General features: G+C 70.7%; 13 protein-coding genes. 3 read left to right on the top strand and 10 right to left on the bottom strand.

Translation table 11 applies throughout. The features are described from left to right. Nucleotides 1–559: 559 nt before the first annotated feature. The 4 genes from ACZ63F_RS05985 to ACZ63F_RS05970 form a co-directional block, all read right to left on the bottom strand. Nucleotides 560–1426: a carbohydrate ABC transporter permease gene (locus ACZ63F_RS05985; protein ID WP_469709081.1), complete on the bottom strand. Its 867-nt coding sequence runs from the start codon at nucleotides 1424–1426 to the stop codon at nucleotides 560–562. An 11-nt stretch (nucleotides 1427–1437) separates the two neighbouring features. Beyond that, nucleotides 1438–2385: a carbohydrate ABC transporter permease gene (locus ACZ63F_RS05980; RefSeq protein ID WP_469709079.1), complete on the bottom strand. Its 948-nt coding sequence runs from the start codon at nucleotides 2383–2385 to the stop codon at nucleotides 1438–1440. Between the two features lie 12 nt (nucleotides 2386–2397). Beyond that, on the bottom strand, nucleotides 2398–3741 hold the full coding sequence (locus tag ACZ63F_RS05975) for an extracellular solute-binding protein (protein ID WP_469709077.1): 1344 nt from the start codon (nucleotides 3739–3741) through the stop codon (nucleotides 2398–2400). Between the two features lie 120 nt (nucleotides 3742–3861). Continuing rightward, a complete protein-coding gene (locus ACZ63F_RS05970) occupies nucleotides 3862–4926 on the bottom strand; it encodes a LacI family DNA-binding transcriptional regulator (RefSeq protein ID WP_469709075.1) in 1065 nt (354 codons plus the stop codon). Between the two features lie 216 nt (nucleotides 4927–5142). On the opposite strand from ACZ63F_RS05970, the gene ACZ63F_RS05965 reads away from it, so the two are divergent. Further along, a complete protein-coding gene (locus ACZ63F_RS05965; protein WP_469709073.1) occupies nucleotides 5143–7002 on the top strand; it encodes a glycoside hydrolase family 2 protein in 1860 nt (619 codons plus the stop codon). 69 nt (nucleotides 7003–7071) lie between these two features. Here ACZ63F_RS05965 and ACZ63F_RS05960 read toward each other — a convergent pair whose 3' ends face one another. The 6 genes from ACZ63F_RS05960 to ACZ63F_RS05935 form a co-directional block, all read right to left on the bottom strand. Beyond that, on the bottom strand, nucleotides 7072–10299 hold the full coding sequence (locus ACZ63F_RS05960; protein WP_469709343.1) for a TIM-barrel domain-containing protein: 3228 nt from the start codon (nucleotides 10297–10299) through the stop codon (nucleotides 7072–7074). A 56-nt stretch (nucleotides 10300–10355) separates the two neighbouring features. Further along, nucleotides 10356–11387: an ABC transporter permease gene (locus ACZ63F_RS05955; protein WP_469709071.1), complete on the bottom strand. Its 1032-nt coding sequence runs from the start codon at nucleotides 11385–11387 to the stop codon at nucleotides 10356–10358. Further along, nucleotides 11384–12346, bottom strand: a complete 963-nt coding sequence (locus ACZ63F_RS05950) for an ABC transporter permease (protein ID WP_469709069.1) — start codon at nucleotides 12344–12346, stop codon at nucleotides 11384–11386. The genes ACZ63F_RS05955 and ACZ63F_RS05950 overlap by 4 nt, the downstream gene beginning before the upstream one ends. Next, on the bottom strand, nucleotides 12339–13856 hold the full coding sequence (locus ACZ63F_RS05945) for a sugar ABC transporter ATP-binding protein (RefSeq protein WP_469709067.1): 1518 nt from the start codon (nucleotides 13854–13856) through the stop codon (nucleotides 12339–12341). Before ACZ63F_RS05945 ends, ACZ63F_RS05950 begins: the two co-directional genes overlap by 8 nt. A 1-nt stretch (nucleotide 13857) precedes the next feature. Then, complete coding sequence (locus tag ACZ63F_RS05940; RefSeq protein ID WP_469709065.1) at nucleotides 13858–14955, bottom strand: ABC transporter substrate-binding protein; 1098 nt, start codon at nucleotides 14953–14955, stop codon at nucleotides 13858–13860. 143 nt (nucleotides 14956–15098) lie between these two features. Continuing rightward, a complete protein-coding gene (locus tag ACZ63F_RS05935) occupies nucleotides 15099–16112 on the bottom strand; it encodes a LacI family DNA-binding transcriptional regulator (protein WP_469709062.1) in 1014 nt (337 codons plus the stop codon). 156 nt (nucleotides 16113–16268) lie between these two features. On the opposite strand from ACZ63F_RS05935, the gene ACZ63F_RS05930 reads away from it, so the two are divergent. Beyond that, nucleotides 16269–18884, top strand: coding sequence for a PA14 domain-containing protein (locus ACZ63F_RS05930; protein WP_469709060.1), 2616 nt, complete (start codon nucleotides 16269–16271; stop codon nucleotides 18882–18884). A 260-nt stretch (nucleotides 18885–19144) separates the two neighbouring features. Further along, nucleotides 19145–21330: beta-L-arabinofuranosidase domain-containing protein (locus ACZ63F_RS05925; RefSeq protein WP_469709058.1), on the top strand; the 2186-nt coding region annotated here is incomplete at its 3' end.

The raw sequence follows: 21330 nt of genomic DNA, 5'->3' as shown, positions 1-21330 counted from the left end.
GACAGGGACCGCAGCCGGGTAGTGCCCCAGGAGTCCGGCGCGCCTGCGGCCCCGGCAGGAGCCACACATTCCCTCACTGAGCGTAACGAAACGTCAGGGACCTGAGCAGGGGCACCGCTCAAGATCGAAGACCCGGAAAAGTTCGGCCGGGACCCAGAGTTGGCGAGATGTTCGCGAAACGGGTGGAACGCCCACCGGGATGGTCACCCGGCACACCCTGGACGGATACCTGCGGTCTGCCGGGCAGGTGTGCGGTGGTCGTTGCGCGCCGGGAGCACCGGCGCGTACGACTGCAAGGACAGAACCCACATGACACGTCGCGAGAGGAGAACGGCAGTCTGCAGTCCTCGGACCCGTTCCAGTGGCCCGCGGGCGCCCAGTACCCCTGGCTCAGAGGGTCACTCCACCACGGTGGCGAAAGGCGGCATCCCGCAGTTCACCTTCGCCGACCGGCATCAAACCCGTCCACCGGAGCGCTCACCGCCCACCGCACCGGCACCGTCTCGGTGACCTCCGGCGGCGTCACGGGCAGCGCGCAGGCACCCCCTCACCGGGTAGGTCACTTGATGCCCGTCGTGGCGATTCCCTGGACGATCTGGCGCTGGAAGACCAGGAAGACGGCGATGAGCGGGATGAAACCGAGGACCGAGGAGGCCATGATCTCCGCATACTGGGGGCTGGTGGCGTCCACCAGTGAGGCGAGGCCGACCGGGATGGTCTGGGACCTGGTCTGGCTGAGGACCAGCAGCGGCCACAGGAAGGAGTTCCAGGAGCCGATGAAGGTGAGGATCGCGACGGTGGACACCGCCGGGCGGCAGATCGGCATGCAGACCGTGGCGTAGACGCGCCACCAGCTCGCGCCGTCGATGCGGGCCGCCTCGATCAGTGCCGTGGGGATGCCGCGGAAGAAGGAGTGGAAGACGAACACCGAGATCGGTGCCGCGACCGACGGCAGGACCAGCGCCCAGAACGTGCCGAGCAGGTGGAACGACCGGTACTCGATGAACTGGGGCAGCACCAGCGCCTCGGTCGGCAGCATCAGACCGGCGGTGACGACGGCCATCACCAGCGCCCGGCCGCGGAAGCGCAGGAAGGCCAGGGCGAATCCGGCCATCGAGCAGAACGCCACCGTGAAGATCACGGCGAGTACCGAGATCACCAGGCTGTTGAGGTACCAGGTGCCGATCGGGTGGTTGTCCCAGGCGGTGGAGTAGGCGTCCAGCGACCAGCCGCCGGCGAAGATCGACGTGGGGCTCTGGGTGATGGCGGCGTCGTCGCGCAGCGAGGTGATCAGTGCCCAGGCGAAGGGCACCAGCCAGATCAGGGCGAACAGGGTCAGGCACGTGGCGCAGAGCCGGTTGAAGAGCTTGGCCCCGTTGACCGCGCCCTTCGGGTCGGCGGTCCGCGGCTGGATGATGGTGGTCATGAGTCCTCCGCTCAGGCCGCGCTGCCGGCCGCGCGACGGCGCCGCAGCCCGTACCAGGCCGCCGAGATCGCGACGATGATGACGAAATACACCATGGTGGCGGCAGCGCCGTAGCCACCCCGGTAGGCGGTGAAGCCGGTGTCGTAGATGTACTCGATGACCGGCCGGGTGGACTGGTTGGGTCCGCCGCCGAGCAGCTGGTAGATCTGGTCGAACACCTTCAGCGAGGCGAGGATCTGCAGGATCAGCACCAGGCTGGTGGTCCGGCCGAGCAGCGGCACCGTGATGTGGCGGATCTGCTGCCAGGGGCCGGCGCCGTCGATCGCCGCCGCCTCGTAGACGTCCGCGGGGACGTCCTGGATCGCGGCGGTGTAGAGGACGAAGTTGAAGCCGAACGTCCACCACACGGTCATCAGCACGACGGCGGTCCAGCCGCCCGAGGTGCTGCCGATGAAGTCCGGTACCGGCAGTCCGACGGCGTCGAGGACCTTCGGCAGGAGGCCGATCTGCGGGGTGTACATCCACAGGAAGACCAGGGTGACCACCGAGGACGGCACGACGTACGGCACGAAGAAGGCGATGCGGTAGAAGAGCCGGCCGCGGCGGATGCGCGAGGCCAGGACGGCGACGCCGAGCGCGAGGATCACCAGCGGGGGCGTGGTCAGCAGCGTGAAGAGCACCGAGTGCCACATGCTCTCCCAGAAGAGGGAGTCGGTGAGCACCTCGTGATAGTTCGACAGGCCGACGAAGTCCCCGAGACCGCTCTTGACGGTGGTGGTGTTGAAGAAGCTCAGCACCACGCCGACGAGCAGCGGGCCGACCAGGAACAGCAGGTAGATCACGAGGAAGGGGGCGGTCAGCAGCCCGCCCGCCCGGCGTTCGGAACGGGTGGGCCGGTCGGTGGTGAGCTCTGCCGGGGAAAGGGCTCGTACCGGTCGCGTCGGGACGACGGTCGTCATGGTGACTGCCTCCTACTTCATCGTGACCGGCGGTCGGGACGTGGTGTACCGCTTCAGGGCGGAGCGCATCGCGGCCGCCATGCCCCCCGGCGTGATCCGCCCGGCGAGCGCCTCGATGACCGTGCCGCCGATCACGCCCTGGAAGTCCGAGCCCGCGCCGGTGTACCAGGCCACCGGGTCGTACTGGGCGTTGAACGCGGCCCCGACGTAGTTGCGTTGCGGCGACTGGTCGAGGAACGCCTTGCTGCGCTGCGTCGGCAGCCAGGCGGGGATGTGGCCGCCCTCGGCCCACACCGCGCTGCTGTCCAGGAGGCTCCTGACGAACTTCGCCGCGTTGCGGGTGCGGGTCTCGTCGCCGCGGTCGTTGCGCGGCAGGACCAGCGCGTGCGAGTCGGCGTACGCCACCGGCTTCGGGCCGAGCAGCGCGGGGAACGGCACGACGTTGAACCTGAGGCTCTTGACCTGCCGGTAGGTGGGGATCTGCCACTCGCCGTCGAAGAGGAAACCGGCCTTGCCGGTGCTGAAGAGGGCGTTGGCGCCGGCGCCGGTGAGGTTCTTCGGCATCAGGTCCGGGCCGGTCAGGCTCTGCATGAAGGCGACCGTCTCCCGCATCGCCTCCTCGTCGATGGCGATCTTCGTGCCGGAGTCGGTGACGATCGGGCCGGCGAGGCCGGAGTACACCATGCTGAAGAAGCGCCAGGCCGTGGACGGGTCGGCGGTGATCGACATGACCGCGCCGTACTGGGCGCCGCCCGCGTCCTTCATCGCCTTCACCGCCGCGACGAAGTCCTCCTTGCCCTTGAGGGGCACGAGATCGTCGCCCGCGGAGTTCAGCAGGCCGGCCTTGCGGGCGATGGCCACGTTGTAATAGAGGACGAAGGGGTGCGTGTCGAGCGGGACCGCGTACACGGTGCCGTCCACCGTGGCCTTCTTCCAGGCCGCCGGGGTGAACTTGTCCTGGGTGACACCCAGTTCCCCGAGAGGGGTCCGCTCGATCGGCTCCAGCAGGCCGGCGGCGGCCAGCAGCGGAAGCCGCGAGAGGTGGGTGATGCCCACGTCCGGCGGCGTGCCGCTCGCGATGGCCAGTGCCAGCTTCGTGTAGTACGGATTGCCCCACCCGAGGACGGTCGCCTCGACCGTCGTTCCCGGGTCGGCCTTCTCGAACGCCTTCTCCATCAGCACCATGTTGGCGCCGTCACCGCCGGTGAAGAGGTTCCAGAAGACGACGTCCGCCGTGTTCGGCTGCGAGCCCGTCAGGCCGGCCGCGAGCGGGGAGGAGCACGCAGCGAGCCCTCCGGTCAGGGCAAGGCCACCGCCGAGGGCAAGAAACCGTCGGCGCGCCATCGCTCCGCTCATGGGGGTATTCACCTCGTTAATTCGATGTGAACTCGATGGCGCAGACCCTCGCACACGTTTTGCAACGATGCAATAGATCGCCGGGAAGAAGTCTCCCCCGGCCGCCGACGCGGCCCGGGGTCACTCCTGCGCGGGCACCCGGCGCGAGGACTCGCGGACGACCAGCCGGTACGGCGTGGCCTCCTGGGGGGCCGCCACCACCGCCCCCGCCTGCGCTTCCTCGCCCGGCGCGGCCTCATCGGCCTCCTCGGGGGCCTGCATCTGCTCCTCCAGCAGGGTCAGCGAACGCTCGGCGATGGCGTCGAGGTCGGGGGCGATGGAGGTGAGCGGCGGGTGGGTGTAGGCGGACTCCTGGACGGCGTCGATGCCGACGACGGCGACGTCCTCGGGCACCCGCACCCCGGAGGCGTCCAGGGCCCGCAGCGCGCCGACGGCGAGCGCGTCGTTGAAGGCGAAGATGGCGTCGGGCAGCGGGCCGTCGCCCTCCAGCAGCGCGCGCACGGCCGCGTAACCCTGCTCCCTGGTCCAGTCCTCGACCGGTACGACCAGCCAGTTCACCCGCCGCACCCGGGCCGCCGACATCGCCTGCTCGTACCCCTCGGTGCGCTGGCGGCCGTTCTCGCTGCCGTTGCGGCCGAGCGCGACGATCCAGCGGCAGCCCTGCTCCAGCAGGTGCTCGACGGCCGTGCGCGCGGCCGCCACGTTGTCGATGCCGACCCTCGGGAACTGGTCGCCGACACTGTGCTCACCCAGCATGACCAGCGGAAAGTCCGGCTTCTTGACGCCGATGTCGCTGGCCGGCAGCGTCAGGGCGCTCAGCAGTACGCCGTCGGCGACGTTCGTCAGACCGCCCTCGATGATCCGCCGCTCCACCTCGCTGTCGCCCGCGGTCGACTCGACGAGCACCGTGATGCCGCGCCGGCCCGCGGCCCGGATCACGGCCTGGGCGAGCTCGGCGAAGTAGGGCTCGGCGAGGAACGGCACCGCCAGGGCGATGAAGCCGGTGCGCCCCGAACGCAGGCCGCGCGCCAGGTAGTCCATGCGGTAGCCCAGCTCGTCGAGCGAGCGCTGCACCTTGGCCCGGGTGTCGGGGCTGACGTGCGAGTAGCCGTTGACCACGTTCGACACCGTGCGCACCGACACCCCGGCGTGCTCGGCCACGTCCCGCATCCGCACCTTGGCCACTGGGGCCTCCTTCCCGTCGTGTCGGCGCCCGGAGCCCGCCGGCCGGCCTCGATCGGCGCCGGACCGGCCCTCAGAGTCTGCCGCACCGGGGAGCCCCGCCTCATCGTCGCATCTCACTGAGGTATTGCATCGATGCAAACGATCACTCATGATGGCAGGGCTTCGATCGTGGAAACGCCTATGCCGGGAATTCCGGAAAAGGCAGGAGGAGGGTTCGTGAAGGCGAGCGAGCAGGACGGGACGTATCCGAGGCCGATCCTGCGGCGGGAGCGGTGGCACAGCCTCGACGGCGTCTGGGAGTTCGGGTACGACGACGCCCGGGAGGGCGAGCGCGACGGGTGGTTCTTCGGTCCGGCGGCGGGTGCGTTCGACCGGGAGATCACCGTCCCGTACCCGCCCGAGGCCCCCGCCTCCGGCATCGGCGAGACCGCCGCGCACGCGGTGGTCTGGTACCGCCGCCGCATCCCCCACGAGGTCCTCGCCGTCGGCGGCGGCGACCGGGCCCTGGTGCACTTCGGAGCCGTCGACCACCGCGCGAAGGTCTGGCTGGACGGCCGCCTGGTCGCCGAACACGTCGGAGGCCAGACGCCGTTCACCGCCGACGTCACCGACGCGCTGCGCTCCGGCGCCGAGGAGCACGTGCTCGTCGTCCGCGCCGAGGACGACCCGGCCGACCTGGCACAGCCGCGCGGCAAGCAGGACTGGCAGGACCGCCCGCACGCGGTCTGGTACGAGCGGACCACCGGCATCTGGCAGACCGTGTGGGCCGAGACCGTCTCCGCGCAGCACCTCACCGACCTGGCCTGGATCCCCGATCCGAGGCGCGGCGTCGTGGCCGAGATCGCCCTGTCCGCGGTGCCCGCCGCGCCGGTGAGCGTGGAGATCGTGCTGCGTCACGACGGTGAGGTGCTCGCCGAGGCCGTCACCGCCGTCCGCACCCCGCGCGGCCGCGTCGACCTCGTCGTCCCCGCCCTGCGCAACGGGATCGACCGCGAGGACCTGCTGTGGAGCCCCGAGCGGCCCACGCTGATCGACGCGCGGGTGACCGTCCGCGACGCCGCCACCTCCGAGGTGCTCGACACCGTCGACAGCTACGTCGGCCTGCGCAGCGCCGGTGTCGGCCGGGGCGCCTTCCTGCTCAACGACCGTCCCTACTACGTACGTTCGGTCCTCAACCAGGGCTATCGCCCCGACACCCTGATCGCGAACTCCGGCACCGCGGAACTGCGCCGCGAGGTGGAGCTGATCAAGACCATGGGGTTCAACGCGGTCCGCGTCCACCAGAAGGCCGAGGACCCCCGTTTCCTGTACTGGGCCGACCGGCTCGGCCTGCTGGTGTGGGGCGAGACCGGGGCCGCGTACGAGTACGGCACCGAGGCGGTGGAGCTGCTCACCCGGGAATGGCTGGACATGGTGCGGCGGGACCGCAGCCACCCCTCGATCGTCACCTGGGTGCCGGTCAACGAGAGCTGGGGCTGCTCCGACGTCGCGAACGACCCGGCACAGCGGGCCTACACGGTCGCGCTCGCGAACCTCACCCGCGCGCTGGACCCGACCCGTCCGGTCATGTCCAACGAGGGCTGGGAGCACACCGACAGCGACATCATGGGCGTGCACGACTACTCCTCCGACCCCGATCTGCTCACCCGCCGCTACGGCGACGCCGCCGGGTTCGAGGCGCTGCTGGCCTCGCCGGGCCCGGCCGGGCGGACCCTCTCCCTGGACGCACGGCAGACGGAGCGCTGCCGCGCCGGTGACGTCCCGCTGATGGTCACCGAGTTCGGCGGGCTGTCCGTGGGCGCCGAGGAGGACGAGTTCTCCTACACGCGGACCAGCTCGGACACGCAGTACGCCGCACTCCTCGACGACGTCTTCGGGGTGCTGCACAGGAGCCCGATCGTCGCGGGCTTCTGCTACACGCAGTTCATGGACACCGCCCAGGAGGCCAACGGCCTGCTGTACGCGGACGGTTCGCCGAAGCTGCCGCTGGAGACGATCCGCCGAATCGTCACCGGGGGCGAGTCCGCCCCCGAGGAGAAGCCGGAGTCACCGGCCCCGGCCGACGAGGCGCGGTGACCCGCGGCAGACCTCGGCGCGCCGACCACGCCGAGGTCTGCCAGTCCCTGTCCTGTCACCTGTTACCTGTTATTTGTACGAGACGGCCGTGGCGGCACGGATGCTCTGCGGGGGCAGGGTGATCCGCAGTACGTGGGCGCCGGCGTCCCAGTGCCAGGCCGAGGTCGCCAACCGGGCACCGTCCGCGGCTACCTGGTTCGGTGGCTTGTCGACCCCGAGGAAGGACACCGTCCAGGTGCGGCGGCCTGCCTGTCCGGGGAAGGTTCCCCTGGCGGGTGCGATCCTCAGCAGGTGGGTGTCCTTGTGCTCGGTGTAGCGGATCCTGGTGGTTGCCGTACGAAGCGGTTGCGGGGTGGTGCCGTCGTCCTCGTAGAGGGAGAAGGCGCCGGATGATCCCGTGGCCACGGTGACGCTGACCTTGTCGAGCGGGTTCCGGGCGTCGCCGGCCACGTTGTCGGACCGGGTGGTGACGATGCCGCCCGCCCGGACGAAGACCGGCATGGTGTCCAGGGTGGTCGCGATGTCGTACGTGGCTCCACCGGCGGCTGCGGTGTAGGTGCGGCCGGTGAAGTAGTCCGTCCACCGGCCCGGCGGGAACCACACCGGCGTGGTCGTGCCGGTGCCGGGGGTGGTGACCGGGGCGACCAGCATGTCGGGGCCGTAGAGGTACTCGCTGTCCGCGCGGGTGTAGGCGTTCTCCTCCTCCGGGTACTGGAGGTACAGCGGGCGGACGATCGGGGTGCCGGTGGTGTTGGCCTGCTGCGCCAGGGTGTACGTGTACGGCACGAGCGCCTCGCGCAGCCGGAGGAACTTCTCCGCGGACTTCCGTGCTTCGGCGCCGTACTGCCACGGCAGGCGGTCGCTGTGGTTGCTGTGCAGCCGGTCGACGGGCTGGAAGGTGCCGAACTGGACCCAGCGTGCGTACAGGTCGTCGGGCAGTTTGGTGGTGCGGTGGGTCTGGCCGTTCGAGGTGTACGTCTCGGCTCCGGGGATGCCGTAGCCGTCGTTGTGACCGCCGATGTCGTGGCTGACGGCGGCGAGGCCGGTGGCGGCCGACTCCCCCGGCGTGTAGCCGACCTCGGCGCGCAGGGTGCCCCAGTTCGAGGTGGTGTCACCGGTGAAGTGAAGGGTGCTGCGCTTGTCGGCCCAGGGCCCGGTGGGCAGGCCGACGCCGCCGCTGTAGCCGCCGGCCTGCAGGGAGCCGTAGGCGCGGGACAGGACGAAGCCGCGGTCGCCGGTCTCGGAGGAGGTGAGGTCGGCGTACTGCTGGTTGATCCACGCGTCCGGGGTGACACCGGACCGGGAGGAGCGGGAGGCATCGCAGCACCAGTCGAGCCACCAGAAGTCGTTGCCGGCCTGGTCCATCGGCCGGTGCAGGTCGAGGTAGGCCTTGAGCTGGTCGGGGTCGCCGAAGTCGAAGGTGTAGCAGTCCGAGCCCGCGCTGCCCGCGCAACCACCCTTGCGCAGCCTGCCCTTGGCCGTGGCCTGGGCCTTCGCGAACTGCGGGTCGGTGCCGAGGATGCTCGGGTGCACGTTCAGGGTGTTGTGCAGTCCCTGGCCGGTGGACCAGTCGAAGAAGCCCTTGGGGTCGGGGAACTTGGCCGGGTCGAAGTTCCAGCCGCTCCAGGTGTTGGGCGACTTGAAGTCGGTGTCCGTCACCAGCACGTCCAGGGGGACGTCCGCGGCGCGGAAGGCGGGCAGGATGGTGTTCTCGTAGTCGCTCGCGGTGCGGTCGATGTATTCGGAGTACCAGACGCCGTAGGCCCAGCGGGGCAGCAGCTGTGACGGGCCGGTCAGGGTGGCGAGGTCGGACAGGCCCTGCTGGTAGTCGTGGCCGAAGCCGAAGAGGTAGCCGTCCTGGTAGGGGCGGCCGTCATGGGCGGGACGTGCCGAGGCCTTCTCGGTGGCGGTGTCGTAGATCGCGGACGAGGTGTCGTCGAGCAGGTACCAGCCGTCGCGGTGCAGCAGGCCGGGTGTGGTCCAGGGAGCGGGGTCGTTGTCGCCGTCGAGTCCGTCGAGGCTGCGGCGGTAGCCGCCCAGCGCGAGGTGGGGTGCGGGGGCCGCCTCGCCCTGACGGCTCAGCGCGAGGGTGTCGATGTTGACGTGGCAGCCGGCTGCCTCCGGGCAGCTCAGGGCGACCTCGTCGGTGCCCGCCTTCAACCGGACGGGGATGGCGGCCGATTGCCAGGTGTCCCAGTTGTCGGTGACCGGGAGCGTGAGGGTCTGGGAGGCACCGCTGCCGGTGGCGACGTCGATCGTGCGGGCCTGGTGCAGGCCGTCGCCGCCCGTCCCGTTGGCGTAGCGCAGGTTCAGCACGTACGTGCCGTCCTCGGGTACGCCCGTGACACGGTCCGACACCCGCGATCCCTGGTTGAGTTCGGCGATGAATCCGTAGCCGGCGTGGTTCCTGTGGTCGGTCGCGACGGTCGCGGTGCCCGCCAGGAGGGCGTCCTCGGCCTCACAACTGGTCCCGAACCGGCAGCCGTTGACAGCGCTCCGCGCTCGGGAGGGGTAGTCCGCTCCGGAGGTGAGCAGGGCGAGGCTGTCGATGTTGACGCTTCCGGAGTCGGCGGCGGTGCGGTGCAGTCGCACGGTGTGCGGGCCGGCGCCGAGCGTCAGCGGCAGCCGGGCCACGCCCCAGGTGTTCCAGTCCGGCGTCGCGGGCAACGTGAACGTCCTGTCGGCGCCGCCGTCCACGCTGAGGCTGAGGGTGCGGGCCTCGTGCCGGCCGTCGCCGCCGACGGCGTTGGCGTAACGCACGGCGAGGTCGTAGGTGCCGGAGTCCGGTGAACTCATGTCCGCGGAAAGAGAGTTGTTGTCGACCTCGAATCCGGCGAGGAAGCCCTTGCCGGTGAACCCGCCGTGGTCGGCGGCGAGGCCCGGACCGTCGTACTGCTGGTCCTCGGCCTCGCACAGGGCGTCGACGGCGCACACGTCGTGGTGCCAGGGCGCCGCCAGCACCGGCGTCCGGCCGGCCTGGAGGGACGTGGTCAGGTTGTCCGCGTCGAACGGGCCGGAGCCGACCCGGTAGCGCAGGGTCATGGCGCTGGTGGTGATGGTCAGGACGCCGTCGCTCACGGACGAGGTGTAGTGCGGCGGGGTGAAGGAGTCCCGGCCGATCGCGTTGAAGGTGGCACGGTCCTCGAAGTGGCCGTCTCCGGAGTACTCGGTCCGGATCAACGTCGGTGAAAGGACCTCGAATCGGGCGTTGTCCACGCGCACCGTGGCGGTGCGGGCCCTGGCGGGCGCGGAGCCCGCCGCCGCGACGCCCGGCGTGATCAGGCAGAGCCCGGCCAACGCGCCGGCCGCCACCGCGGCGACCGGCGTGCGGCGGGATGTCGACGAGAAAAGTTTCACAGCATCCTCCGTCTCCGGCCCAGCCAGGTCTGGGCCACCACCACCACGGCCAGGAACGCTCCGCTGACGACCTGCTGGTAGGCGGAGTCGAGCGAGCCGATCTGGTTGATCACGTTCTGGATGACCTTCAGCAGCAGCACGCCGACCAGGGAGCCGCTGATGAAGCCGGAACCGCCGCTGAGCAGCGTGCCGCCGATGACCACGGCCGAGATGGCCTCCAGTTCCATGCCGTTGCCGAGGATCGTCACGCCGGACAGCAGCCAGGCCGCGTTGAGCGCGCCGGCGAGCCCGGCGCACAGACCGGAGAGGGTGTAGACGGAGATCTTCGTACGGGCCACCGGCGCGCCCATCAGGGCTCCCGCGTCCTCGTTGCCGCCGACCGCGTAGACGTACTGCCCGAATCTGGTCCGGCGCAGCACGACGGCGCCGAGCACGAACAGCGCCACGGTGATCCAGACGGGCACGCCGATGCCGGCCAGGGAGCTCTGACCCAGGGTGGCGAAGAAGGAGTCCTTGTCGACGAGATACGTCGTCGAGCCCTCGTCGGTGACGGCCAGCAGGATGCCCCGGGCGCCCAGCATCGCCGCCAGGGTGACGATGAACGGCGCGAGCCTGACCCGTGCGATGAGGACTCCGTTGACCAGGCCGATCAGTCCGCAGACGGCGAGCGGCAGCAGCAGGGCCACCGCCGTTCCGTACCGCGAGCCCCAGGCGGCGAGGACGCCACCGAGCGCGAACAGCGAGCCCACCGACAGGTCGATGCCGCCGGTGACGATCACGAACGTCATGCCGAGGGCGACCACGGCGAGGAACGCCGAGGACAGCGCCATGTTCTCCAGGTTGTCGGCCGTCAAAAAGGTGTCGAAGCTCAGCGACGCCACGGCCATGGCGATCACGAGGGTGACCAGGGCGCCGTGCTGCTGCGCGAGTCCGCTCAGCCGCTCGGAGCGGTTCGTGGGCCCGGCAGCGGCGCCCTTGCGGCTCGCGGTGTCGGCCGGCATTCCGGCCTCTTCGGTCTGCGTGGTCATCGCCTGCCTCGTTCCCGGGCCGCGCAGACGGCGAGGACGATCACCACGGCCTGGGCGATCTGGGTCCACGACGGCGGCAGATCGTGCTTGATGAGGGTGGTGGTGAGCAACTGGATGAGCACGGCACCGGCGACGGTGCCGCCGATGCGCACCCGTCCGCCGCTCAGCGGGGTGCCGCCGACGACCACGGCGGTGATGGCGGACAGTTCCATCAGGGTGCCGAGGGAGGTGGGGTCGCTCGCGGCGAGGCGGGCGGTGGCGAGCACGCCCGCGACCGCGGCGAGGGCACCGGAGCAGACGTAGACCACGACCAGGACCCGGCGTACCGGGAGGCCGGCGAGCCGGGCGGCGGCCCGGCTGTCGCCGATGGCCAGGACCTGCCGTCCGAAGGTGGTGCGGCGCATCACGAAGGCGACCAGCAGGGCGAGCGCCGCGGCGATGAGGACCAGGTAGGGCACGCCCGACAGGTCGCCGGAGCCGAGTGCCGCGAGGCCCGGGTCGTGTACGTCCTTGAGCTGAGGCAGCAGGACCAGGGCCAGGCCGCGTCCGGCGACCATCAGGGCGAGGGTGGCGACGATGGGCTGGACGCCGACGAAGGCGATCAGCGCGCCGTTCGCGACCCCGACCACGGCACCGGCGACCACCGCGACCAACGTGGCGGTCCAGGGCCCGTAGCCGAGGTAGAGCGAGAGCAGCGAGGTGGCCAGGGCCATCACCGAGCCCACCGACAGGTCGACGCCCTCGGTACCGATCGCCAGCGCCATGCCCAGGGCGACGACGAGGACGGGGGCGACCTGGACGGCCTGGGTGCGGAAGTTCTCCGCGGAGGCGAAATGGGGGGTGAAGGCGAAGTTGAACAGCAGCAGCACGAGGACGCCGGTGTACACGCCGTAGTCCTGGAGCAGGCGCAGCAGCCGGGCGCGGTCCGGCATGCCGCGTACGAGGGTGAGGTCAGTCATCGCTCCCTCCAGCTGGTACGGCGGCGATGGCGCGCATCAGCTCGCCCTCGGTCACGGCCTCACCGGTCAGCTCGCGGACCACGGCGCCGTCCTTGAGGACCACCACCCGGTCGCTGCCCTCGATCAGTTCCTCGGTGTCGGAGGAGATCAGCAGCACGGCGAGGCCGTCGTCGGCGAGTTCGTCGATGAACGCCTGCACCTCGGCCTTGGCACCGACGTCGATACCGCGGGTCGGCTCGTCCAGGAGCAGGACCTTCGGGTGCATCGCGAGCCAGCGGGCCAGCAGCACCTTCTGCTGGTTGCCGCCGGAGAGTTCACCGACCGTCTGATGCGGGCCCGCGGCCTTGATGCGGAGGCGTTTCATGAACGTCTCCACGATCCGGTCGACCCGGGCGTCGTCGACGAGGCCGAAGCGGGACAGGCCGGGAAGTGCGGCGAGCGCGATGTTCTCGCGGACCGACAGGCCCGGCAGGATGCCCTCGCTCTTGCGGTCCTCCGGCAGCAGGCTGATGCCGGCGCGGATCGCGGCGGCGGTCGAGCCCGGCCGAACCGGGACGCCGGCGACGGAGACCCGGCCGGTGTCGGTGGGCAGGGCGCCGGCGATGGCCTTCGCGGTCTCGCTGCGGCCGGAGCCGAGCAGTCCGCCCAGGCCGACGACCTCGCCGGGGCGGACCGACAGCGACACGTTCCGCAGCTGGTGCCGGGCCGTCAGGTCCGTTGCGGTCAGGACCGGTTCGGCTTCGGTGTCGTGCGAGCCGGAGAACTTGGTCATGCCCTCCGCGCGTACCTCGCCGATCTCCCGGCCGAGCATCAGGGCCACCAGCCGCAGCCGGTCGAGGCCGGCGAGCGGGCCGGTGTGCACGACGCGGCCGTCACGCAGGACGGTGATCGTGTCGCAGAGTTCGTACAGCTCGTCCAGGCGGTGGCTGACGTAGACGACCGCGACGCCGCGCTCGCGCAGCATGCGGATCACCTCGAACAAGGTCTGCACCTCGCGTGGTTCGAGGGAGGACGTCGGCTCGTCCATGATGACCACGCGGGCGTCGACGGCGACGGCGCGGGCGAGCGCGACCATCTGCTGTGCGCCGACGCCGAGTTCGCGCAGGGGCCGGTGGACGTCGACCCGGATGCCGAGTCCGCGCAGTGCCTCGTCGGCCTCCCGGTGCATGCGCCGGAAGTCGATCAGGCCCAGCCGGTTCAGCGGCTCGCGGCCGAGGAACAGGTTGCGGGCCACGCTCATCAGCGGGACGAGGTTGACCTCCTGGTAGATGGTGGAGATGCCCGCCTGCTGGGCCTGCAGCGGGGTGGTGAAGCGGACCGGCTTCCCGGCGTAGGTCACCTCGCCGTGGTCGGGCCGGTGGACACCGGTGAGCACCTTGATGAGCGTCGACTTGCCGGCGCCGTTCTCGCCGACGAGCGCGTGCACGTGTCCGGCACGCGCGGTGAAGTCGACGTCGGACAGCGCGCGCACGCCGGGGAAGGTCTTGGACAGCCCGGTGACCGAGAGCATGTCAGTAGGCCTTGCCGAGGTCCGCCCGGGCGTTGCTCCGGTCGTAGGCGCTGTCCTTGATGACGATGTCCTGCCCGACCTTCCCGCCCTGGGTGAAGGTGCCGAGGGTCTGGAAGGCGAGTGGCCCGAAGCGCGGGTTGGACTCGATGACCGCGTAGATCCAGCCGTCCACGATCCCCTGTACGGCGTTGCGGGTGCCGTCGATCGTCACGATCTTGACGTCGCCGGGCTTCTTGCCGGCGCCCTTGAGGGCGTTGACGGCGCCGAGGCCCATCTCGTCGTTCTCGGCGTAGATCCCGGTGATGCCGGGCTTGGACTGGATGAGGTTCTCGGTGACCGACTGGCCCTTCTCGCGGGCGAAATCGCCGGTCTGGCGGAACACGACCTTCAGGCCGGGTGCCTTCTCCTTGATGCGGTCCTCGAAGCCCTTGGTCCGCTCGGTGGTCACGTTGTTGCCGGCCGAGCCGAGGAGGACGGCGATCTCGCCCTTGCCGCCGGTCGCCGCGATCATCTGGTCCGCGGCCCGCTTGCCCTGCTCGGTGAAGTCGGAGCCGATGAAGCTCACGTAGTCCTTGCAGGCCGTCGCGTTGATCTTGCGGTCGATGGTCACGATCGGAATGTGCCGCGCTGCCGCGGTGCGCAGCACCGGCTCCCAGCCGTCGGAGTTGAGCGGGGCGATGACCAGGAGGTTTGCGCCCTTGGCGATGAGGTCCTGAACGTCGCTGATCTGCTTGGAGAACTGCGACTGGGCGTTGGCGGTGAGCAGTCTGACGCCCTGTGCCTTGGCTTCGGCCTTGATGGAGGCGGTCTCCGCGATGCGGAAGGGGTTGGCCTCCTTCTCCGACTGGGAGAAGCCGACGGTGGCGGTCTTCAGGTCGAGTTTGCGGCCGCCGTAGGCGTCGACGGTGCAGGTCGGGCCGGAGGCGCTGCCGGGCGAGGCGACCGCCTGGCCGGCGTCGTCCTGCTGAGCGGCAGAGGATTTGGTGTCCGAGTCGTCCTCGGACTTGGTGCAGCCGGTCGCGAGGGCGAGGCTCGTCACCAGGCCGGCGGCGAGAAGTGTTCGAGCGGAGGTGCGACGGGCAAGTGCGGTGGGCTTCATGAGTGTCCCCAAACGGCACGGCCCCGGAGCTGAGAGCGCTCTCGGGGGAGACTTGCTCTTGCGTCAACTCGGCGTGCTCGTCGTTCAGGGGAGGTTTTTACATCGTTGGAAGGGCCGTGTAAAGCCTTCCGTCCGAAATCTCGTCAGCGTCGGCCCAGGGTGCTCTCCCGCTCCACCAGCTCGAATGCGGCGGTCAGTTCGCGGCCGCCGGGCTCCGCGCGGCCCGACAGGCTGCGCAGCAGCGAGGCCACGGCCATCTTCGCGATGGCCTGCTTGTCCGGTGAGACCGTCGTCAGGGTGACGGCACCGAAGCGCCCCTCCGCGATGTCGTCGAAACCCACCACCGCCACGTCCCAGGGCACCCGCAGGCCCCGCTCGTGCAGCACCCGCATCGCACCGATCGCGATCAGGTCGTTGAAGGCGAAGACGGCGTCCGGACGCACGCCCGAGTCCAGCAACTCGGCCATGGCCCGCGCCCCGTCGTCCCGGTCCCAGCCGCCGACCGGCACCACCAGGCTGTCCGGCGCGGGCACCCCGGCCGCCGCCAGCTCCGCGCGCCAGCCGTCCAGGCGCAGGTGGGCGGGCCGGTTCACGGAGTCGGTGCGCACGCCGAGGTAGGCGATCCGGGTCCGGCCGCGGCCCAGCAGATGGCGCACCGCGCACCGGGCCGCCGCCACGTTGTCGATCGCGATGTGGTCGAAGGGCAGGCCGTACTCGCGTTCCCCGAGCAGCACCAGCGGCACGTCGCCCGGCCGGCCCCGCAGGTCCTCGGCCTCCAGGGTCAGCGGGCTGAGGATCAGCCCGTCGATCACCCCGCCCCGGAAGCCCTGGCTGACCAGGACCTCCTGCTCGCGCTCGCCCCGCGTGTGGTCGAGCAGAACGGTGAACTCGTGCTCCGCGGCCGCGTCGATCACCGCGCCGGCCAGCTCCGCGAAGTACGGGTTGCCGAGCTCGGGAACGGCGAGCGCGATGATCCCCGTCCGGCCCTTGCGCAGATGCCGCGCCGTCAGGTTGGGCCGGTAGCCGAGCTCGTCGATCGCCGCCTGCACCCGGGCGCGCATGGCGGGTGTGACGTGCGGATAGTTGTTCACCACGTTGGACACGGTCTTGATCGAAACGCCCGCGCGTTCCGCCACGTCCCTCAGGCTGACCCGCAAGGGATCTCCTCAGCGTCGATGGGTGCCCCGCGCCCTGGGATTGTCATGTCCCTGGACACAGGCCGAGAGCCGTGCTCTCATGCCAACTGCCGTTCCTTCCAACGTTGTACAGACAGAAGCAACGAGCCGCCACCCTTCCTCACCCAAGGAGGATTCGTGCGCATCAGACCTCTCGGACAACGCCTCGCCCTGCTGCTCGCCGCGGCACTGGGCCTGGCCGGCCTCACCGCTCCACCCGCCGCCACCGCGGCCTCCGCGGCCGACGATCCCGTCGAAGTCCACGGCCTCAGGGGCGACTACTACACCCAGTCCGCCCCCGGCGCCTTCGACTTCCACGAACTCAAGGCCACCGGGTTCGACCCGAACCTCGACTTCGACACCCTGGAGCCGCGCCTGGACTTCGCCACCGGCCAGTCGGACGACGTCAGCGTCCGCTGGACCGGCAAGATCGTCCCGGAGAGGACCGGCCCCACCACCTTCTCCATCATCGGCGACAACGGCTTCCGGCTGTGGGTGGACGGCCGGCTGGTCATCGACCACTGGGTGGACGACTGGGACATCGAACAGACGGCCCCGCCTGTCGAGTTGACCGCGGGCACGGCCTATGACATCAAGGTCGAGTACTTCGAGCACTACGGCGGCTCCAACCTCCACCTGCGCTGGACCCCGCCCGGCGGCACCAAGACAGCCGTACCGCAGTCCGCGTTCCGGCTGCCCGACGGCTTCGACTACGACGGCGCCGTCTCCACCGCCGTCCAGGCGAGCGGCCGTACCCTCGCCCTGGAGTTCGCACAGCCCCTCGGCAGGCCGCCGAGCGGACTCGGCGACCACCTGGACGCCGTGATCGGGGGCGCCAGGTGGCCCCTGGGCGACGCCCGGCTGGACTCCGCCGACCCCCGGAAGCTGCTGATCGCGCTCAAGGAGCCCGTCGTCGGCAACAAGACCGGCACCGCGTCCGGCCTCGCCGACGTGCGCTACGACGGTCAGGGCGGACTGGCCGGCACGAATGGCAACGTTGTCGGCGCCTTCTGGAGCAGCGGTCCCAACACGTCGACCTACGAGCTGCGCACCAAGTGGGCCGGCCAGGTCGGGCCGGGCAACGCCCACCCCGAGTACCCGAGGCCCCAGCTCACGCGCCGTGACTGGCAGAACCTCAACGGCACCTGGCAGTTCGCCGCGGCCACGGCGGGCGAGCAGCCGCCGGTGGGCAGGAAGCTCGGCGAGAAGATCCTCGTCCCCTACCCCGTCGAGTCCCAGCTGTCCGGGCTCGAACGGCACGAGGACCGCATGTGGTACCGGCGCACCTTCACCGTCCCGGCCGGCTGGAAGATCGGCTCCGGCAGGCGGCTGCAGCTGAACTTCGGCGCCGTCGACTGGCGGGCTGAGGTGTACGTCAACGGCACCAAGGTGGCCGAACACCAGGGCGGCTACGACAAGTTCAGCGCCGACATCACCGACGCGCTGAAGCCCGGCCGCACCCAGGAGCTGATCGTCGGCGTCTACGACCCCACCGATGCTGCCGACGGCGAGAACCCGCCGGTCGGCAAGCAGCGCCTGGACCCGAGCGGCATCTGGTACACGCCGACCTCCGGGATCTGGCAGACGGTGTGGATGGAGCCGGTGGCCGCCGACCACGTCGACCAGCTCAAGCTCACCCCCGACGTCGGCGCGGGCACCCTCACCGTCGAGCCGCAGGGCGTCCGCGACGGCCTGCCGGTGACCGCGACCGCCTACGAGGGCAGGCGCAAGGTGGCCACGGTCGCCGGCCGCAGCGGCACACCGCTGACCCTGCGCCTGCACAACCCCCGCCTGTGGTCCCCCGACGACCCGTTCCTCTACGACCTGAAGGTGACCGTCGGCGCCGACCGCGTCGGCAGCTACTTCGGAATGCGGTCGGTCGAGGTCGCGAAGGTGAACGGCGTCCCGCGCACCCTGCTCAACGGCAAGCCGGTCTTCATGATGGCGACCCTCGACCAGGGCTTCTGGCCTGACGGCCTGTACACCGCCCCGACGGACGAGGCACTCGCCTACGACCTGAAGATGCACAAGAGCATGGGCTTCAACGCGGTGCGCAAGCACATCAAGGTCGAGCCGGACCGCTGGTTCTACTGGGCCGACCGGCTCGGACTGATGGTGTGGCAGGACATGCCCGCGATGACGGCCGGCGTGAACCCGTCCGCGCAGGCGCGCGCCGAGTACGAGCGCGAGATGAAGCAGATGATCGACGAGTACTACAGCAGCCCGTCGGTCGTCATGTGGGTCACCTTCAACGAGGGCTGGGGCCAGTACGACATGGCCCGCATCGCCGACCAGGCCAAGTCCTGGGACCCGACCCGGCTGGTCAACTCCATGTCCGGGCTGAACCTCGGCGAGGACGGCGGCACCGGCGACATCATGGACGAGCACGGCTATCCCAGTCCGGCCCTGCCACCGCATCCCGACGGCCGACGCGCCCTGGTCAGCGGCGAGTACGGCGGCCTCGGCCTCGCCGTACCGGGGCACGCCTGGTCGGTGCAGCAGTCGTACGTGGACGTCGATCCGGCGAGCTACACCGACGACTACCTGGCCAAGCTCGCCGAGGTCCACGCGCTCGCCTGCCAGGGCGGCAACGGCGCGGTCTACACCCAGATCTCGGACGTCGAGGGCGAGCTCAACGGCCTGCTGACGTACGACCGCAAGGTGGTCAAGCCAGACGTCCGACGGCTCAGGGCGGCCCAGCAGGCGCTGATCTCCGACGCCTCACGGGCCACGCCGGCCGGGTGCACCGCCTGACGCCCGCCCGGAACCGGCGCACGCCTCCCCGCGCCGCGCCGAGTGTCCTGAACCATCCCTGAAAGGAGTGCGGTCCGCCGCCGCCCGAACGGCGGCGGACCGCCCCGTTGCTCCTGCGCACCCCCTGGACACGGCCCCCGGTCCGTGCTGTCATGCCGATTGGTCTCTACCTTCCAACGTTGAAATGCCCCAGGCGCCTCAGCGACAAGCTCGCAGGGCCCTGGTCCCGCACGTCCCGGATCGTGCCAGGAGGCTCCCCCATGCCCCTGAACCGCAGACACTTCGTCGCCGGCGCGCTCACCGCGGCCGGGGCGAGTGCCGTCCCCCTCGCCGTGGCCGGCCCCGCCCGGGCGGCGCGCGGTACCCGCACCGCACCCAGCGCGGCGTCGGCGCGCGTGGCGCCTGCCCCCGGCGGGCTCTACTCCCCCAACGCGGCACCCCTCTCCCCCACCGCCTTCCTGCGCCTGCCGCCCGGCGCGGTCACCGCGCGCGGCTGGCTCGACAACCGGCTGCGTCAGCAACTCGACGGGCTGTGCGGCCAGTACGCCGCGATCTCGCACTTCCTGGTGATGTCCGACTCGGGCTGGGTGCACCCCGAGCGCACCGGCTGGGAGGAAGTCCCGTACTGGCTGCGCGGATACGTCGATTTGGCGATCCTCACGAAGGACGCCACCGCACTGGCCGCCGTCCGCCAGTGGATCGACGCGATCGTGGCCACCCGGCAGTCCGACGGCTGGTTCGGTCCGACCGCGCTGCGCACGTCGCTCGGCGGCGGCCCGGACTTCTGGCCCTTCCTGCCGCTCACCTGGGCACTGCGCAACTGGCAGGAGTACAGCGGGGACAGCCGGATCATCCCCCTGCTCACCGGCTTCTTCCGCTTCATGGACGCGCAGGGTCCCTCCGCGTTCAACCAGAGCTGGGTGTCGGTGCGCTGGGGCGACGGCCTGGACAGCGTGTTCTGGCTCTACAACCGCACGGGCGACTCGTTCCTGCTCGCCCTCGCGGACAAGATCCACGCCAACGGCGCCGACTGGGTCGACAACCTGCCGTCGCTGCACAACGTCAACATCGCGCAGGGGTTCCGCGAGCCCGCCCAGTACGCGCTGCGCTCGCCGTCGGCCGCGCTCACCCGGGCGGCGTACCAGAACTACACGTCGGTGATGACCTCGTACGGCCGGTTCCCGGGCGGCGGATTCGCGGGCGACGAGAACGCGCGGCCCGGGTTCGGCGACCCCCGGCAGGGCTTCGAGACCTGCGGCATCGTCGAGTTCATGGCCAGCCACCAGCTGCTGACCCGGATCACCGGCGACGCGGTGTGGGCCGACCGCTGCGAGGACCTGGCCTTCAACTCGCTTCCCGCGGCGCTCGATCCGTCCGGCAAGGCCGTCCACTACATCACCAGCGCCAACAGCGTCGACCTCGACAACACCCCCAAGTCCCAGGGCCAGTTCCAGAACGGCTTCGCCATGCAGGCGTTCATGCCGGGCGTCGACCAGTACCGCTGCTGCCCGCACAACTACGGGATGGGCTGGCCCTACTTCACCGAGGAGCTGTGGCTCGCCACTCCCGACAGGGGACTGGCGGCCGCGATGTACGCGCCCAGCCGGGTCACCGCGAAGGTCGCCGACGGCACCGCGGTGACCGTCACCGAGACCACCGACTATCCCTTCGGCGACACGGTCGCCCTGACCGTCTCCACCCCGAGACCGCTCGCCTTCCCGCTGTATCTGCGGATCCCCGGCTGGTGCGGATCGCCGCAGGTCACCGTCGCCGACGCCGCCGTCTCCGCGGCGGCCGGGCCGTCCTGGACCGTGATCCGGCGCACCTGGAACGACGGCGACACCGTCACGCTGCACTTTCCGCAGTCGACGGTGCTGCGCACCTGGACCGGCGGTCACGCGGTCACCGCGGTCGACCGGGGACCGCTCACGTACTCGCTCGGCATCGGCGAGAACTACGTGCGGTACGGCGGCACTTCCCAGTTCCCCGAGTACGAGGTGCACGCCACCACGGCGTGGAACTACGGACTCGCGCCGGACGACGGGAGCTGGACGTTCAGCCGCAGCGCCGGGCCGCTGCCGGACGATCCGTTCGGCAGCGGCGCGACGCCCGTCCGGATCACCGCGCCCGCGCGGAGGATCGCCGAATGGCAGGCGGACGAGCAGCACGTGGTGTCCCCCGTACAGGACTCGCCGGCACGCAGCACCGCTGCCGTCGAGACCGTGACGCTGATTCCGATGGGCGCCGCCCGGCTGCGGATCTCCGCGTTCCCCACCGCCTCACCGACGGGCCACCCGTGGCAGCCGGTCGCCGTGTACCGGCTGATCCGCAACAGGAACTCCGGCAAGGTGATGGGTGTCGACCTGATGTCCACCGCCGACAGCGCACACGTCGTCCAGTACGAGGACAACGGGACCGCCGACCACCTCTGGCAGCTCATCGACAA

It is taken from the genome of Streptomyces sp. NPDC104761 (genome assembly GCF_055583445.1).
The sequence above is the reverse complement of the archived record's forward strand: the minus strand, read 5'-3'. Positions and strand labels throughout refer to the sequence as shown.